The 15465-nt window shown below is 68.0% G+C and carries 23 protein-coding genes and 1 riboswitch; of the genes, 6 read left to right on the top strand and 17 right to left on the bottom strand.

What is annotated here, in order from left to right:
* Positions 1-32 precede the first annotated feature (32 nt).
* Genes pstB through VI056_07510 form a run of 3 tightly spaced genes read left to right on the top strand, consistent with a single transcriptional unit; the run spans position 33 to position 1992 of the window.
* Positions 33-890 (top strand): phosphate ABC transporter ATP-binding protein PstB, encoded by an 858-nt coding sequence (gene pstB / locus VI056_07520; GenBank protein ID HEY6202877.1) that lies wholly within the window; start codon positions 33-35, stop codon positions 888-890.
* Complete coding sequence (phoU, locus tag VI056_07515) at positions 887-1585, top strand: phosphate signaling complex protein PhoU (GenBank protein ID HEY6202876.1); 699 nt, start codon at positions 887-889, stop codon at positions 1583-1585. Before pstB ends, phoU begins: the two co-directional genes overlap by 4 nt.
* A complete protein-coding gene (locus VI056_07510) occupies positions 1582-1992 on the top strand; it encodes an arsenate reductase ArsC (protein ID HEY6202875.1) in 411 nt (136 codons plus the stop codon). The genes phoU and VI056_07510 overlap by 4 nt, the downstream gene beginning before the upstream one ends.
* Here the strand turns inward: VI056_07510 and VI056_07505 are convergent.
* From VI056_07505 to VI056_07460, 10 genes are all read right to left on the bottom strand, one after another.
* On the bottom strand, positions 1989-2603 hold the full coding sequence (locus VI056_07505; protein HEY6202874.1) for a VOC family protein: 615 nt from the start codon (positions 2601-2603) through the stop codon (positions 1989-1991). The genes VI056_07510 and VI056_07505 overlap by 4 nt on opposite strands.
* A gap of 37 nt (positions 2604-2640) precedes the next feature.
* A complete protein-coding gene (locus tag VI056_07500; protein ID HEY6202873.1) occupies positions 2641-3393 on the bottom strand; it encodes an energy-coupling factor transporter transmembrane component T in 753 nt (250 codons plus the stop codon).
* Positions 3390-4814: an ABC transporter ATP-binding protein gene (locus VI056_07495; GenBank protein HEY6202872.1), complete on the bottom strand. Its 1425-nt coding sequence runs from the start codon at positions 4812-4814 to the stop codon at positions 3390-3392. Before VI056_07495 ends, VI056_07500 begins: the two co-directional genes overlap by 4 nt.
* Before the next feature lie 16 nt (positions 4815-4830).
* A complete protein-coding gene (locus VI056_07490) occupies positions 4831-5412 on the bottom strand; it encodes an ECF transporter S component (protein HEY6202871.1) in 582 nt (193 codons plus the stop codon).
* Positions 5409-6059: a thiamine diphosphokinase gene (locus VI056_07485; protein ID HEY6202870.1), complete on the bottom strand. Its 651-nt coding sequence runs from the start codon at positions 6057-6059 to the stop codon at positions 5409-5411. The genes VI056_07490 and VI056_07485 overlap by 4 nt, the downstream gene beginning before the upstream one ends.
* A 37-nt stretch (positions 6060-6096) precedes the next feature.
* Positions 6097-6202: riboswitch (TPP riboswitch) on the bottom strand.
* Between the two features lie 140 nt (positions 6203-6342).
* Complete coding sequence (locus VI056_07480) at positions 6343-6468, bottom strand: hypothetical protein (protein HEY6202869.1); 126 nt, start codon at positions 6466-6468, stop codon at positions 6343-6345.
* Positions 6469-6479: 11 nt separating this feature from the next.
* Positions 6480-7709, bottom strand: coding sequence for an ammonium transporter (locus tag VI056_07475; protein ID HEY6202868.1), 1230 nt, complete (start codon positions 7707-7709; stop codon positions 6480-6482).
* Positions 7710-7842: 133 nt separating this feature from the next.
* Complete coding sequence (locus VI056_07470) at positions 7843-8190, bottom strand: VOC family protein (protein ID HEY6202867.1); 348 nt, start codon at positions 8188-8190, stop codon at positions 7843-7845.
* Positions 8191-8206: 16 nt separating this feature from the next.
* The gene (locus VI056_07465; GenBank protein ID HEY6202866.1) at positions 8207-8671 is read right to left on the bottom strand and encodes an SRPBCC domain-containing protein; all 465 of its coding nucleotides are present in this window, start codon (positions 8669-8671) and stop codon (positions 8207-8209) included.
* A complete protein-coding gene (locus tag VI056_07460) occupies positions 8646-8981 on the bottom strand; it encodes a metalloregulator ArsR/SmtB family transcription factor (GenBank protein ID HEY6202865.1) in 336 nt (111 codons plus the stop codon). The genes VI056_07465 and VI056_07460 overlap by 26 nt, the downstream gene beginning before the upstream one ends.
* Positions 8982-9243: 262 nt before the next feature.
* Between VI056_07460 and glnA the strand changes: the two genes are divergently transcribed.
* Positions 9244-10623, top strand: a complete 1380-nt coding sequence (gene glnA, locus VI056_07455) for a type I glutamate--ammonia ligase (GenBank protein ID HEY6202864.1) — start codon at positions 9244-9246, stop codon at positions 10621-10623.
* 10 nt (positions 10624-10633) lie between these two features.
* On the top strand, positions 10634-10819 hold the full coding sequence (locus tag VI056_07450) for a hypothetical protein (protein ID HEY6202863.1): 186 nt from the start codon (positions 10634-10636) through the stop codon (positions 10817-10819).
* Positions 10820-10822: 3 nt separating this feature from the next.
* On the opposite strand, the gene VI056_07445 is transcribed toward VI056_07450, so the two are convergent.
* The 7 genes from VI056_07445 to VI056_07415 all read right to left on the bottom strand — a co-directional run bounded on the left by VI056_07445 (position 10823) and on the right by VI056_07415 (position 14722).
* Positions 10823-10954, bottom strand: a complete 132-nt coding sequence (locus VI056_07445) for a hypothetical protein (GenBank protein ID HEY6202862.1) — start codon at positions 10952-10954, stop codon at positions 10823-10825.
* Complete coding sequence (locus VI056_07440; protein ID HEY6202861.1) at positions 10936-11151, bottom strand: hypothetical protein; 216 nt, start codon at positions 11149-11151, stop codon at positions 10936-10938. Before VI056_07440 ends, VI056_07445 begins: the two co-directional genes overlap by 19 nt.
* Before the next feature lie 27 nt (positions 11152-11178).
* Positions 11179-11880 carry a cyclase family protein gene (locus VI056_07435; GenBank protein HEY6202860.1) on the bottom strand — a complete coding sequence of 234 codons (702 nt, stop codon included), beginning with the start codon at positions 11878-11880 and terminating at the stop codon, positions 11179-11181.
* A gap of 9 nt (positions 11881-11889) precedes the next feature.
* Entirely contained in the window at positions 11890-12720 is an 831-nt protein-coding gene (locus VI056_07430) for an arginase family protein (protein ID HEY6202859.1), read from the bottom strand.
* Positions 12721-12786: 66 nt separating this feature from the next.
* A complete protein-coding gene (locus VI056_07425; protein HEY6202858.1) occupies positions 12787-12936 on the bottom strand; it encodes a hypothetical protein in 150 nt (49 codons plus the stop codon).
* Between the two features lie 57 nt (positions 12937-12993).
* The gene (locus VI056_07420; protein HEY6202857.1) at positions 12994-14097 is read right to left on the bottom strand and encodes an aminotransferase class I/II-fold pyridoxal phosphate-dependent enzyme; all 1104 of its coding nucleotides are present in this window, start codon (positions 14095-14097) and stop codon (positions 12994-12996) included.
* Positions 14098-14119: 22 nt separating this feature from the next.
* Entirely contained in the window at positions 14120-14722 is a 603-nt protein-coding gene (locus VI056_07415) for a hypothetical protein (protein ID HEY6202856.1), read from the bottom strand.
* 73 nt (positions 14723-14795) lie between these two features.
* On the opposite strand from VI056_07415, the gene VI056_07410 reads away from it, so the two are divergent.
* On the top strand, positions 14796-15389 hold the full coding sequence (locus VI056_07410; GenBank protein HEY6202855.1) for a glycerophosphodiester phosphodiesterase: 594 nt from the start codon (positions 14796-14798) through the stop codon (positions 15387-15389).
* Positions 15390-15465: the final 76 nt, after the last annotated feature.

Below are 15465 nucleotides of genomic sequence, written 5' to 3'. Positions count from 1 at the left end.
CGGTGGAAGGGCAGAAGAGAATGTCAGTGACGATGCCGGACACCGAAACACGCGAGCGGCACGACGAGGCTGCCACGCCGCGGTCGCCCGTGGCCGAGTCGCCGGCGACACCACGCGCGATCGCGCTGCGCACGGAGAAGCTGTCCGCCTATTACGGGGCGGCGCAGGCGGTCGGCGACGTCGATCTCACGTTCGAGGTCGGCGCGGTGACCGCCATCATCGGGCCGTCCGGCTGCGGCAAGTCGACGCTCCTCCGTTGCCTCAACCGCATGCACGAGACGACACCGGGCGCACGCGCCTTCGGTCGTGTCATGCTCGGCGACGTCGAGGTCTACGCGCCGGCGACCGATCCGGTCGAGGTCAGGAGCATGGTCGGAATGGTGTTCCAGAAGCCGAACCCGTTCCCGATGATGAGCGTGTACGACAACGTCGCGGCGGGTCCGCGGCTTCGCGGCTGGAAGATGACACGTCGCGAGATGGACGACCTCGTCGAACGGAATCTCCGCCGTGCCGCGCTGTGGGATGAGGTGAAGGAAAGGCTGCATCGCTCCGGCGCCGCGCTCTCGGGCGGGCAGCAGCAGCGGCTCTGCATCGCGCGCGCGCTCGCGACGGACCCGAGCGTGCTGCTGATGGACGAGCCCTGCTCGGCCCTCGACCCGATCGCCACGTACAAGATCGAGGAGCTCGTGCGCGAGCTGAGTCACGAGGTCACGATCGTGATCGTCACGCACAACATGCAGCAGGCCTCACGCGTGAGCGAGCGGACCGCGTTCATGCTCGCCGCGGACGATGGCGTCGGCCGCCTCGTCGAGTTCGGCCGGACCGACGACCTGTTCACGATGCCGAAGGATCCACGTACCGAGGCGTACATCACGGGGCGCTTCGGATGACCGTGCGCTCGATCCACGCCCGCGCGGCGCTCGACGACGGCCTGGCGCAGCTCCAGGCCGACCTGCGCGCGATGACCAGCCTTCTCGATGTCGCCGTCGAGCGCAGCGTGCTATCGCTGCAGACCCTCGATCAGCGTCTCGCGGGGCTCGTGATCGCCGGCGACCAGCAGATCAACAAGATGCGCTTCTCGATCGAGGACCGCGCGATCCACCTCATCGCAACGCAGCAGCCGATCGCCGGCGACCTGCGGTTCATCGTGGCGACGCTCATGGTCGTCTCGGAGATCGAGCGCATGGGCGACTACGCCGCGGGTATCGCGAAGGTCACCCAGCTCCACGAGGGCCGGCGGCTCCTGAAGCCGCTCGTCGACGTGCCCGAGATGGCCCGCCTCGTCCGCGAGATGCTCCGCGAGGCGGTCGACGCGTTCCTCCAGCGCAACGAGCACACCGCCGAGCGGGTCGCGTTCCAGGACGATGAGGTCGACCGCCTGTACAACATCGTCTACCGCGAGCTGCTCCAGTACATGACCGAGGACCCGACCACGATCGATCGCGCCACGTGGCTGCTTTGGGTCGCGCATAACCTTGAGCGGATGGGCGACCGGATCCAGAACATCTGCGAGCGGACCGTGTACGAGGTCACCGGTGTGATGCGCGAGTTCACCTCGCACAGCCCGCGACCGCCGGAGGAATGACCACGAAGCGCGTCCTCTTTCTCTGCACGCACAACTCGGCGCGCTCGCAGATGGCGGAGGGCTACCTGCGCGCGCTCGGCTCGGGACGCTTCGAGGCCATGAGCGCGGGCACGCGCGCCCGAGGTCTACACCCGCTTGCGGTGCAGGCGATGGCGGAAGAGGGGATCGACATCTCGCTCCAGGAGTCCAAGAGCCTCGCCCAGTTCGTCAACGACGCGTTCGATGTCGTGGTCACGGTATGCGACGACGCGAACGAGTCATGCCCGTACTTCGCCAACGCGAAAGAGCGTCGCCACTGGTCGTTCCCGGACCCATCCGCGGCGCTTGGCGACGACGAGACTCGGTTCGCCGCGTTCCGCGAGGTGCGTGACGCGATCCGCGAACGCATCGAGCAGGAGTTGCTCTAGCGCGCTCCGCGCGGACTGGCGAAGTTGACATCGGTGAGCCCGTCGAAGTCCGTCCGGATGATCTGGATCTCGGGTGCCCCGCGAGCGCGGAGCCTTTCATAGCTCTTGACGACCGAGCGTTCGTCGCGCGCCGCGACGACGAGGGACGCGATACCGGCGACGCCGTTGGCATGCCGCGCCGCGTGTCCGGCCGGGACGCGAAGATCTCGCGGCGTGAGATCTTCGATCAGGAATGGCAGCGGCGCGCGAAGGAACGCGGCGCGCCATCGCAGCAACACGCCATCGGGACGCGTACGAGCGCCCTCGGCCGGCTCGCGCACGACCAGGTCGGTCAGCGCGGATACGTCCTTCGCGAGGTCGTCCGAGAGCACAGCGAAGTCGGCGAAGCCGCCATTCGTCGCGTGGCTCCACCAGCGATGGGTGGGATCGGGTCTCCGGAACCCGACGATCTCGAGGTAGCTGCCGTCGGCGAAGCAGACGAGAGCGTTGTGCGTCACGCCGCCGGCGTGCTCGCCACCCGGCGTGACAGTGAAGCCTCGACGCCTGTGGTCCTCAACTGCCGCCGCGAGGTCGCGTGCGACATAGACGACGTGATCGAGCATCTTCAGCATCACGTTGTAGTAGCACCGCCGTGTCGCCGGCGTCTGGCTAGAACGCGATGAGCGGTCGCCACGTCCCGAGCGCGATGCTGAGTGAGGTCGCGCCGGCCGCCACCACCAGCGCGCCGGCGACGAGCACAGCGTCAGGCAGCGTGAGCGCACGTGGACGGGCGAGCGTGCGGCACGGCTGCGCGCCGAAACCGCGCGCGTCCATCGCGAGAGCGAGGCGCGTCGCGCGCCGGATCGCCGCGACGAGCAGGCCGAGCGCGCGACCGGGGAACGCCCGCAGCCGATCCACATAGGTTCGGTCCGCCTCGATGCCGCGCGCACGGCGCGCGAGACCGAGCACGTCCCACTCGCGCGAGAACAGCGGGAAGAGCCGGAACGCCGCGAGCGCGCCGACGACGAAGCGCGACGGCGCGTGCGCGTGCTCGACCAGCGCGTCGGCGAGATCGGTCGGATCGATCGTGGCGACCGCGAGCATGCCGGCGAGTGAGACGCCGATGATGCGCAGCGCGATCGCTGCGCCGGACACCGGGCTCTGCGACAGCACCGCGTTGAAGATGCCGAGGCTGGCCGCGCCGATGAGGAGGGGGGCCGCGCGCGCCATGAGCGAGCGCGGCGGAAGTCCGCTGAAGCGTGCGGCCACCAGTAGCGCACCTACGACGACCCCTGAAGTGAGGAGGTCTACGGTGATGAACAGCGCGAGCATCAGGATGAGCGCAGCGACGATCTTCGCCATCGGGTGCAGGCGTGCGAGCGGCGCGCGAGGGTCCGGGACCAGCGGCTCGAGGAGCCTCATGCGGCGCGACCGCCCGCGAGGCGCAGGGTCCGATCGCCAAGCGACGCGACCAGGTCCTCGTCGTGCGTCGCGAAGAGCGTCGCGCCGCCGCCGTCGCAATGAGCGGCGAGTAGGGACACGAGCTCGGCGTACGTGCGACGGTCCTGTCCGAACGTCGGCTCGTCGAGCACGAGGAGTGGCGGCGCCGTCGCGAGCGCGGTCGCGACCGAAAGGCGGCGCTGCTCGCCACCCGAGAGCGTGAACGGATTCGCGGCAGCGAGGTGGGTGAGTCGCAGCCGTTCGAGCAGGTCCATCGCGATCCGCCGTGCGTCGGGCGCATAGCGCCCCGCACGCAGCGGGCCGACCATGAGCTCCTCGTCCACTCGACCGGTGACGAACTGATGCTCGGGATCCTGGAAGACCGTGCCGACACGCGTGACGAGCCGGCGCGCGGGAAGCGACCACGGCTCGGCGTCCTCGAGCGCCACACGTCCCCGCGCAGGTCGCAGCAGCCCCGCGATGATGAGGGCAAGAGTCGACTTCCCAGACCCGTTCGGTCCGGTGACCGCGAGGGCTTCGCCCGCGCGCACGGCAAGGTCGACGCCGCCGAGCGCCCAGGTTTCGGCACCCGGGTAGCGGAATGCGACGTCGTCAGCGCGCGCGAGCTCAGGGCCGAACTTCGTGCGTGGGATCGGGCCTGCCGGCGGCGGACCGGGTACCCAGACGCCGAGCTCGGCGAGCCGCGGGCCGTGGCGCGCGAAGATCTCCTGGGGTGAGCCATCCGCGACCACACCGCCGCCCGCCTCGATGACGACTACGCGATCGACGAGCGGCAGCGCCTCCGTGATGCGGTGCTCGACGAGCACGAGCGTCATCTCCCTCAGCTCAGTGAGCGTGTCGCGCACCGTCTGCGCTCCGTCGGGATCGAGATTCGCGGTCGGCTCGTCGAGCAGCAGCAGACGTGGCCGCAGCGCAAGCGCACCGGCGATCGCCAGGCGCTGCTTCTCGCCCCCCGACAGGGCCGCGGTTGGGCGGTCCTCGGGATACGGGAAGTGCACCTGCGCAAGGGCGCGGTGCACGCGTGGCCAGATCGCCGCCGTTGGAAGGCAGTGGTTCTCGAGCCCGAACGCGACGTCGTCCCCGGCGCGCGCCATGACGAGCTGCGTCTCGGGATCCTGGAACACGATGCCGATCGCGTCGCGCGCAGCGTGAGGCAGCCGACCGTCCACGCGGAGCTCGCCTTCGGATTCGCCGCCTCCGCTGGCATCGAGGAGGCCCGCGAGCGCCCCGAGCAGCGTGCTCTTGCCGGCGCCGGACGCGCCGAGCAGGAGCACGCGCTCGCCGGGATCGACGTGCAGGTCGAGGCCACGCACCGCCCAGGCCTCGCGCCCAGGATGGCGCCAGCCCCAGCCCTTGGCCTCGATCGCCGCGCCCGCGCTGATGGTCACGCGAGGGACTCTAGATGCGCTGCTGGGACCGACCCGATGGGAACTGCGCGAGCACGCCGGTCTGCACGAGCGCGCGGGTCAGCCACCACGAGCCCACGCCCGCGATGACGATCGCGGAGATGAGCATGAAAGCGCCGATCACGAGCTGATCGGTGAGCGGCAGCTCCGCGTAGTACAGCGGCGTGTCGTGGATCCACGCGCCGATGGCCGCGAGGGCCGCGGCGAGCAGCGCCGCCGTGAAGTGCCAGCGTCGGTACCGGAAGAGCGCGAACGCGAGCTCGGCGCCGGCACCCTGGAAAAGACCGGAGAGCGCGGCGTCGAGACCCCACTGCGATCCGAGAATGAGCGAGACGCTGGCCGCGACGAGCTCGGCGAAGAGCGCGGCGCCGGGCTTCTGCACGACCAGACCCGCGACGACACCCGCCGCGAGCCAGGTTCCGTACAGGATGTTCTGCGCGGGCGGGACGGCGAGGAATGCGGGAGTCGCTGCCGCCCACAACGCGTTCCAGGCCCAGAACACCACGCCGAATGCGACTGCGATCGCCGCCGTCACGACGATGTCCACCGTTCGCCAGGACACTCGCGAGCTCACGAGACACCTCCACTTGCTGTTTCGATGACGAGCAGCACGCCGCGGTCACATGAGACCGTGGCGCCTGCGGACATCACGACGTTGGAGAGACCGCGCGCGGCACCGAAGTGCAGCACCTCGCCGGCCAGCGGGTACTTCAGCCCCTGAGTGCGGACGCCGGAGGCGTCGCCGCTGACCGCGAGCAGGGTCACGAGGTCACCGGCAGCGCCGTCAAGCTCGAGCCCTTCGCCGCCGTGCAGCGCGCGCACGGTCACCTTGCCGCGGACCGCGCGCAGCCTGCGTCCGCGGTAGATGTCGGCCGCGATGAGCAGCGTGTTCGCGATCTCGTGATCGAAACGCGCGCCGCCGAGACTGCCGAGCAGCACGATGTCATCCGCCTTGGCTGCGGTGGCGTAGGCGATCGCGAGCTCGAGATCCGACTCGTCCTTCTCGGGCGAGTAGGGGACCACCGTGACTCCTTGGGCGGCGTAGTCGGCGGCGCGGTCCACTCCGAGCGAATCGAGGTCGCCCACGATCGCGTGGGGGACGAAACCCCAGCGCTCGAGCGCGAGCGTCCCGCCATCGGCGGCCACGACGAGCTCGGCGCCCGCGAGATGCGCGCGATCGTCCGGATCGACGTCACCATGCGCGATCACAACGGCTTTCAAGAAACAAAAAAGCGGCGCATCCGAGCGCCGCAGCGAGGTCTCACGCGTTCCGACTCCCTACGCTGACATTACTCAGATCAGGTTCTGGGGTCTGCGGTTCACCGCACTCTCAGCGCCCCGTGGGCGCTCCCCCGTCGTATTCAATTGTTCGTCGAGTGTACTTCGTACCCTTTAGGGGGGTTGCAGGGGGTTCTCCCCCTGCGATGAGACAGGGGGTTCTCCCCCTGCGATCAGCGGACGCGCGACCGTTGGAGCCGCGCGTCCGCGATGCGACCGTTGGGTGTTAAGCGGCCTGTGCGGCCTCGGCCGGCTTCTTGACCGACTCGATGTGGACGACCTCGCCCTTGGTCGGGGCGATCAGCCAAGCCACCACCAGGACCGCGAACGATGCGAAGGCTGCGAGTTCCATGTCTACCTCCCTTAGATCGTGTACGCGGCTTCGCGGTGTTGCGACGCGTCGAGACCGAGGACCTCTTCGCTCTCCGGTACGCGCAGTCCTACGAAGACATCGATGAGCTTCAGGATCACGAAGGTCATGACCGCGGAATATGTGACGGACGCGAGGACGGCGATCGCCTGCACCCCGAGCTGTCCCGGGTTGCCGAACACGAGGCCGTCTTTGCCGGCCGCGTTCACCGCGACGGTCGCGAAGATGCCGGTCGCGAGCGCGCCCCACATGCCTCCGATGCCATGCACTCCAAAGACATCGAGGGCGTCGTCGACTCGCAGTCGCTTGGTGACCTGGATCCCGACGTAGCAGAAGGTGCCGGCGCCGAGGCCGATAAGGATCGCGGCCGAGACATCGACGAAGCCGGATGCCGGCGTGATCGCGACGAGACCGGCGACCGCGCCGGCCGCGGCACCGAGGACGCTCGGCGCGCCCTTGTGCAGCCACGAGACGGTCATCCAGGTGAGCGCGGCCATGGCCGCGGCGGTGTTGGTGACGACGAAGGCGTTCGCGGCGAGACCGCCCGCGTTGATCGCGCTGCCGGCGTTGAATCCGAACCAGCCGAACCAGAGGAGCGAGGCGCCGAGGACGGTCATGGTCGCGTCGTGCGGCTCGATCGGCTCCATGCCAAGACCCTTGCGCCGACCGAGCACGAGCGCCGCGACGAGCGCGGAGACACCGCTGGTGATGTGCACGACGGTGCCGCCCGCGAAGTCGAGCGTGCCGAGCTCGCGGAGCCAGCCACCCGTGCCCCAAACCCAGTGCGCGACGGGGTCATAGACGAACGTCGCCCACAGGAGTGTGAACACGACGAAGGCCTTGAAGCGCTTGCGCTCCGCGAAGGCGCCGGTGATGAGCGCGGGCGTGATGACTGCGAACATCATCTGGAAGACCATGAAGCCGAGGTGCGGGACCGTCGGCGCGTAGTCGGGGTTCGGCGTCTGTCCGACGCCCCGAAGCGATAGCCAATCGAGCCCCCCGATGAGACCGCCGTGATCGGGACCGAACGCCAGCGAGTACCCCCACAGCACCCACTGCACGCTGATCAGGCACAGGATGAAGAAGCTGTGCATGATCGTCGCGAGGACGTTCTTGCGACGGACCAGCCCGCCGTAGAAGAAGCCGAGCGCGGGTGTCATGAGCATGACGAGTGCGGCGGACGCGAGGAGCCAGGCGGTGTCGCCAGCGCTGATGTTTTCCATGCCCGTAGCCTGCGCAGCGGGCGCGCCCCGGTCAGTAGCGCATCGGGAGCCCTCGGTTTCGGTTCGGTTCTAGGCGCCGCGCAAAGGGGCCGCTCTTCACGGACCTTTGCGCGGCGCGGGAACTAGTGCGTGGTCACATTCCCTTGGCGAGGCCGATGACGTTGCCCTCGGGGTCCGCGAACATCGCGAGCTCGACGGGGCCCGCCTTCATCGGCGGCATGACCGTCTTCCCACCGAGCTTCTCGACCTTCGCGAGCGTGCCCTTCAGATCCTCGGTCTCGATGTAGAAGGTCACGCTGCTCTTGCCGGTGCGCGATGGACCGATGCCGCCGTTGATGCCGTGCCCGTTGGCGCCCGTGTCGACCATCGCGTAGTCCTCGGGAGCTTCGGTGAGCTTCCAATCGAACGCCTTGGCGTAGAAGTCGCGGAGCTTCTTGTTGTCCTTCCCAATGACCTCGAAGTGCGTGACGGGATACGCCATGTCCTGTGTCCCCTTTCTATTCCTGCGTCTTGGCAGCGGTGTGATGCCCGGTGTCGGTGCCCACGTCGCGGCCCTCGGCGACGTTGATGAGCCGCGGGAGGAAGTAGTCCCAACCTTCGGTGTGCGACGCGAGCGCGCCGTCCGGGAGGCCGCGATGCACGAGTCGGAGTCGCGTGCCCTGGCCGTCCGGCTCAAGGTCGATCTCGACCGTGCTCGAGCCCGGCGGGACGACCGGGCTGTCCTTCCAGCCCCAGGTGAAGACGACGCGCCGTGAGGGGATCACCTCGACGAATCGGCCGTCGACGATGTCCTTCTCGTTCTGGAAGTCGACGTGGAACTTCCCGCCCGGTCGCGGCTCGAACTGCGCGATCTTCCCCTTCCAGCGGACGTATTCGTTCGGGTCGGTCAGCAGCCGGAAGACGGTCTCCGGACGCGCGGCGATGGTGATGACCTTCTCAATTGCCTTTGTGTCGACGGTCACGACGGGTCCCCCTTTGCTCGTCCTGCTCCGCCGCCTGCTTCAGCAGCCGCAGGTTCTCGTCCCAGTACGACTCAAGGTAGGCACGCAATTGCGCGATGCTCTCGGGCCGCGCCCGGTACAGGCGCTTGGTGCCGCTTCGTCTTTCGCTCACCAGGCCCGCCTCCTTCAGGACGCGCAGGTGCTGCGAGATCGCCGGGCGGGTCACGTCGAAGTGGCTGGCGATCACGCCTGCCGCGAGCTCCGAGGTCCAGACCAGGCGAAGGATCTCCCGCCTGCGGGGCTCGGCGATGGCGCGGATCGCGGCTTCCATGTCCACATGTGAGCACACACTTACGAAAGTGTCAACTTACATATCTGGGGTTGCAGGGGGTTCTCCCCCTGCGATGAGCGGTAGGCACCGTTCCACAACCCAAGCGAAACCCAGGCCCCGTTCACCCGAAGGGACTCGCGCGGGATGCTCTCGGTCAACAACACGTGTGGGGAGTTGACCGATGACGTTGACCATCGAGCGCGAGCGCCCCGCGACCGCCGCGCCGCCCACCCCGAAGACCTCACCCAAAGACGTACTGGCGATGGCGAAGAAGGAAGGCGTCCAGATCGTCGACCTCCGCTTCGTCGACCTGCCCGGCACATGGCAACACTTCTCGATCCCGGTCGAAGAGCTCTCAGAGGGTCTCTTCGTCGACGGCATCGGCTTCGATGGCTCGTCGATCCGTGGGTTCCAGCACATCCACGAGAGCGACATGCTGCTCTTGCCGGACGCGACCTCGACGTTCATCGACCCGGTGCTCGAGGTGAGGACGATGGACATCGTCTGCGATGTCATCGACCCGATCACGCGCCAGCCGTACTCGCGCGACCCGCGGTATGTCGCGAAGAAGGCGGAGGCGTTCCTGCCGACGACCGGCATCGCGGACATCGCGTACTGGGGACCGGAGATCGAGTTCTACATCTTCAACTCGCTCCGCTTCGACCAGAGCGCGAACTTCGGCTTCTACTACATCGACTCAGAGGAAGGCATCTGGAACTCGGGGTCGAACGGGACGCCGAACCTGGCGCACCGCCCGCGCTTCAAGGAGGGCTACTTCCCGGTCCCGCCGGCCGACAAGCTGCAGGACCTGCGCTCGAAGATGGTCCGCGCGATGATCGCGTCGGGCATCGCCGTCGAGGTGCATCACCACGAGGTCGGCACCGCCGGTCAGACGGAGATCGACATCCGCTTCGGCACGATGGTCGAGACCGCGGACAAGGTCCTGAAGTACAAGTACATCGCGAAGAACGTCGCGGCGAAGAACGGCTACGTCGTGACCTTCATGCCCAAGCCGCTGTACGGCGACAACGGGTCGGGCATGCACACTCATCAGAGCCTGTGGAAGGACGGCCGCAACCTCTTCTACGACAAGGGCGGCTACGCGCTCCTGTCGGAGACGGCGCGCCACTACATCGGCGGGCTCCTGAAGCACGCGCCCGCGATCCTCGCGTTCGCAGCTCCGACGACGAACTCGTACCGCCGGCTCGTGCCGGGCTACGAGGCGCCGATCAACCTCGTCTACTCGCAGCGCAACCGGTCGGCCTGCGTGCGCATCCCGACGTACTTCGACAAGCCCGAGGCGCGGCGCCTCGAGTTCCGCGCGCCGGACCCGTCATGCAACCCATACCTGTCGTTCTCCGCGTGCCTCATGGCCGGCCTCGACGGCGTGATCAACCAGATCGAGCCGCCGACCCCGATCGACGAGGACCTGTACGAAGGCGAGCACCGCTCCGTCAAGCAGACGCCGGGCTCACTCGAGGAGGTCCTCGACGCGCTCGACGCGGACCGCGACTTCCTCATGCGCGGGGGCGTTTTCACCGAGGACCTCATCGAGGAGTGGCTAGGCTTCAAACGTGCAAGCGCTAAGCAGGTGGCCCTGCGGCCGCACCCGTACGAGTTCCATCTCTACAGCGACGTGTAAGGAGACTCAGATGACAGCGGTGATCCAGTGGCGTGAGCCGGGGAGTGGAAAGCACTGGGCGCAGCGTGCGCTTCCCGAGCCGCCGCGGCATCTCCGTGTGTCGAAGAGCGCGACGGTCCCGACCGACAAAGTCGGTCGCGATCTCGAGGCCTGGCTGGGCGATCTCACCTTGGCGACCACGCACGACGCCGACTGACGATTAGACCGCGCTGCGGGCCCGCGCGTCGCGAATGACGGGCAGGGCCTGCAGCGCGAGCACCAGCGTGGCGACCCAGTACGAGACGAACGCGAGAACACCGCCGGCGAGCGCGGTCACCAGGTAGACCGCCACCAGAGCGACCGCGCCGTGGAGCGCTGGTCGCGAGCCGCGGCCGACCAGAACGACGGGATGGCGAACGCGATCGCTGCCGGTAGATCGAAGAGCTCGACGAAACCGCGCTCGCGATACGACACGAGCGCGTTAAGCGCGAATACCGCGGCTGGGACGGCGAGCGCGACCGAAGCGGCATAGAGCCGAGGCCGATCCATGTTCCGATCGTGGCTTGCGCCGAAGGGCTAATCATCGATCAGCGCGACCGCGCGTATCGGCGATCCGGTCGCGCCGTCCATCTTGAGCGGTAGCCCGAAGAAACGGAAGCGCTTTCCGCGCAGGCCCTTGAGTCCGACGAGGTTCTCGATGATCGGGATCTGGCGATCGGGATGGAGCAGCAGCACGTGTCCCGGGCACTCAGCATTGCCAAGCTCTTCCGCGACGCGCCCTTCGAGGTTCGGATGATCGACGCCGACGCACTTCACGTCGCGCTCGACGAGCCATTCGCAGGCTTCCTTCGTGAGGCCGCGCGCCCCGAGGAAGGCATCGCCGCCCCAGGTGCCCGACCAGAACCGCACGAGCACGATGTCGTCCTTACGGATCTCGACATGCTGCTTGTCGACCGCGGCCGCGAGCATCTCCGCCGTCACAGGCTCGTCGGCGCGCTTCGCGCTCACGTCGATGCACACCGCGTCGCCGTACAGCTTCTCGAGCGGCAGCTCCGCAATCGATGCACCGCGCGGTGTGCGCCGCACGCCGTCGTAGAAGTGGAGCGACGCATCGACGTGGGTGCCGGTGTGGTCTTCCATGATGAGGAGCTTCGTGGAGAAGCCGAGCTTGAACGTCGCGGCGTTCATGTACGGCAGCATCGTGAACGGCGGTTTGATGTCCCACGTGCGGAGTCCGTCCTTGAGCGTCAGCGTGAGGTCGACTAACCGCGTGGGCACGCGATGATGCTAGGCGAGGACCTTCGATCGGAAGACTGAGAACAGGTCTGCGATCGCGCTCGGGAGCTTGCCGCCCGGATCCTGTCGGGCGTCGTACCCGCAGAGCTCGAAGCCACGGACATCGGAAATGGATGCGAGCGACGCGATGGTCTCGCCGAGCAGCGCCAGCGACACGCCACCGGGGGCGGGGAACACGACCGCGCTGACCTCGGCCGGATCGACCACGTCGATGTCGACGTGCAGCCAGATCCTCCGTTTGCGCGCGAAGGCGATGACGCCCGCGGTGTCCGCCTGCTCGGAGTCGAAGCGGATGCGCGTGACCTTCGAGCGGTCGAGATTCGTCCGCTCGCCAGCGTCTAGAGCGCGCCCGCCGACGAGCGCGACGTGGTCCTCGGCGATCTTGTGCGAGCCCGGCCACAGGAGCGGCGCGACCGAGCGGCCGCAGACGTGCGCCAGGCACATGCCGCCGACGTAGTGGGACGGCGTCGTCGCGAGCGTGTTGAAGTCGCCGTGGGCGTCGAAGTACACGAGCGCCAGCTCGGGCTCGACCGGGAGCGCACCCGCCAGGCTGCCCGCGATGAGGGTGCATTCGCCGCCGAGCACCGCGCAGGCGGCGCCGGAGCGCATCGACGACCCGATGGCCTCGCCGAGGGTGCGGCAGGCCTCGCGCGCCGCGCTCACCCAGCGGTCGCGCGGGTTGAACGGAACTCGGACGTGCTTCTCCGGTCCGAGTCGTCGAACGAAGTGCTCGGAGAGCGCGCCGGGAGCGGCTGCCATCCCCGCGAAGCGCGTCTCCGTGACCACACCGGCCTCGAAGAGATGCAGCGGACGAGCCGCCATTTGTGGGCGCATCTTAGGGCGCTCGGTCGCCTGTCCGGAAGCCTCCCGGACGCCCAGGAGGCCCTTTTAGAGCTTTATGAGACCACTCTGGTTCAGCGCCAGGCAGATGATCGCGATAGCCGCGAGCGGCCACTTCGACCAGCGGCCCGAGACGAGCATGAGGATGCCGCAGACGAGCGCGATGAGCGCGAGCAGAAGGCCGACGGTGATCGTCATGAACTACCTCCGTGTGCTGCCCTGCTGGGCGAGCAAGAGTATGGCGCCGCGGCCGGTTCAGTCCCCGAGCGAGGTGAGCAAGCGGTCGATCGCCGCGAGGCCGGCGTGCAGGATCCGCGACTCCATGCCGTAGCCGATGCGCAGGTGCCGCTCGGCGCGGAAGTGGATGCCGGGGACCACCATCGTCGAATACTCGCGGATGAGCCGATCGACGAGGGCCATCGACTCGAGCGGGAAGCGGTAGCTGAAGAAACAGATCCCCCCTGCCTGCGGAACCGTCCAGTGGAGCTCGCGCGAGTGCGTTGCCGCCCAGTCCTCGAGCTTCGGCCAGCGCTCCCCGAGGATGAAGCGCGCCCGCTTCAGCAACTCGTCACGCCGCTCGAGGGCGATCTCGGCCAGGGACTCGGACACCGTCGCCGGCGCGATCGTCGTGTAGTCCTTGAGGCGAAGCGCGTTCTGGACCTCCGTTTCGGAGGCGACGAGCCATCCGATGCGCAGGCCCGGTAGCCCGTACACCTTGGAGAGCCCGCCCGTGACGACGATCCGCTCGCCGCGCCCTGAGAACGACGCGCTCTCCACGCTGTCGAGCTCGGCGCCGCGGTAGACCTCGTCGGACAGGATCCACGCTCCGTGCTTCGCGGCGATCGCCACGACGCGATCGATCTCGCTGTGCGACAGCACCTGGCCGGTCGGATTGTTCGGGGTGCAGACGCAGATGAGCTTCGTGCGCTGGTTCACCGCAGCCGCGAGCGCGTCGAGATCGATCCGCCAGCTACGCTCCTCGCGCAGCCACACCTCGCGCACACGCGCGCCGAGGCCCTGAGCGATGCCGTGCACCTGCATGTAGTTCGGCATGACGACGACGACCTCGTCGCCGGGCGAGACGAGCGTCAAGAGCGCGAGGAAGTTGGCCTCGCTCGTCCCGGTCGTGATGAGCACGTTCTTCGCGTCGCTTCCGGAATGGAATCCCGCGATGAGCGCGCGCGTTTGCTCGCGGCCCACGCCCTCGGCGTAGCCGAGCTTCGAGCGCATGAGCTCTTTCTGATCACGCGCGATCTCTTCGAGCGTCATGGCCTCGACGCCTGACTCGGACAGGTCGTACTTCACCCGGTGCTCCCAGGTGGACTGCATGCGCTCCATGTCGAAGATGGGGAACTTCATCGCCGCGCGGTCCAGTCTGGCATCAGCGCTTCTGGGCGTCCGCGCGGAGCCGCTCGAGCTGCTTCTTCGCGAGCTCGAGGACGTACGGGCGTTCGAATGAGCCGGGCTGTCCTGTGACTTCGACCGCATCGACGACGTTGGCGTAGCGAAATAGGACCGTGAGCGTGATCAAATACCCGTCGCCTGTCGGCTGCTGAAATGTGAATGCGCGCGCTTCGTCGCCGACGGTGTCGCCCAGAGCCGTCTCGATCGACCCGAGCTCGAGCGCTCTCTTGCGGAACTCGTTGGCCGTCGCGACCGCTGCCCCTTCATCGGCCGTCGCGACGAGGATGGAGTCGACCGCGCAGCAGACGAATGGGTCGCCGTTCCTGACGAACGTTCGCACGTAGCCGACCGCGAGTCGCTGTTTCAGCTCGGCCTGCGTCGCGCCCAGACCGTTCGCGAGGTCGTCGGGTGTCATCTCCTCGTCCTTCTCCATCACGTACTCCGCCGCGAGGTCAGCGGGCTGGAGGATCACGTTCCGGAGGGCCGCGCGGACCACCGGCGCGGGCGAGGCGCTCGGCGTCGGCGCCGGAGCCGCGCAGGCAACCAGGACGGCGACGATCAACGCTGAACCGAGCTTCAAGAGGTCAACAGTAGTGACGCGCTGAGCGGCAAGGCAGAATCGCGTTATGCGCCGCATAGGACACCGAGGGGCGATGGGTCATGCCCCCGAGAACACCATGGCGTCGTTCCAGAAGGCGCTCGAGCTCGGCTGCGATGAGGTCGAGACGGACGTGTGGCTCACACGGGACGGCCGGCTGCTCATCACGCACGATCGCCCAACGGAGAAGTCGTCGCTCTCCCTCGACGAGGTGCTCGACTTCTGCCGCGGTCGCATGGCCGTGAACGTCGAGCTGAAGTGTGAAAAGGACGAGACCCGCGCGCGCGACACGGGCGCGAGCGTCGCGAAGCGCCTTGCGGGACGCGGCTCTTCCGACGCGTACGTGTCCAGCTTCTGGTGGTCGGCGCTCGAAGGCGCGAGGGCCGCGGCGCCCACCGTGCGCCGCGCGTTCCTCTTTTCGGATTCGCCGGACCGCGCGGCGCTGCTCGCGAGCGCGCGGGCGCTCGGGCTCTGGGCGCTGCACCCGAATCGCGCATACGTGACATCGGAGCTGATCCGGGCCGCGCACGCGGCGTCGCTGAAGGTGAATGCCTGGACGGTGAACGATCCGAAGGAGATCGCGGCGTTCCGCAACTGGTCGGTCGACGGGATCATGTCCGACTTCCCGGAGCGCGTGCCTAAGGAGTAGTCCTCAGCCCGGCGTGCTCGATGCCCAACCGCGCGAGCGTTCGACAGCGCGCTGCCAACCGTCGTAGAGGAAGCGA

It is taken from the genome of Candidatus Limnocylindria bacterium (assembly GCA_036523395.1).
Classification (GTDB): domain Bacteria; phylum Chloroflexota; class Limnocylindria; order P2-11E; family P2-11E; genus CF-39.
Note: the sequence above shows the minus strand (reverse complement) of the source record. Positions and strands in the feature narration are given on the sequence as shown.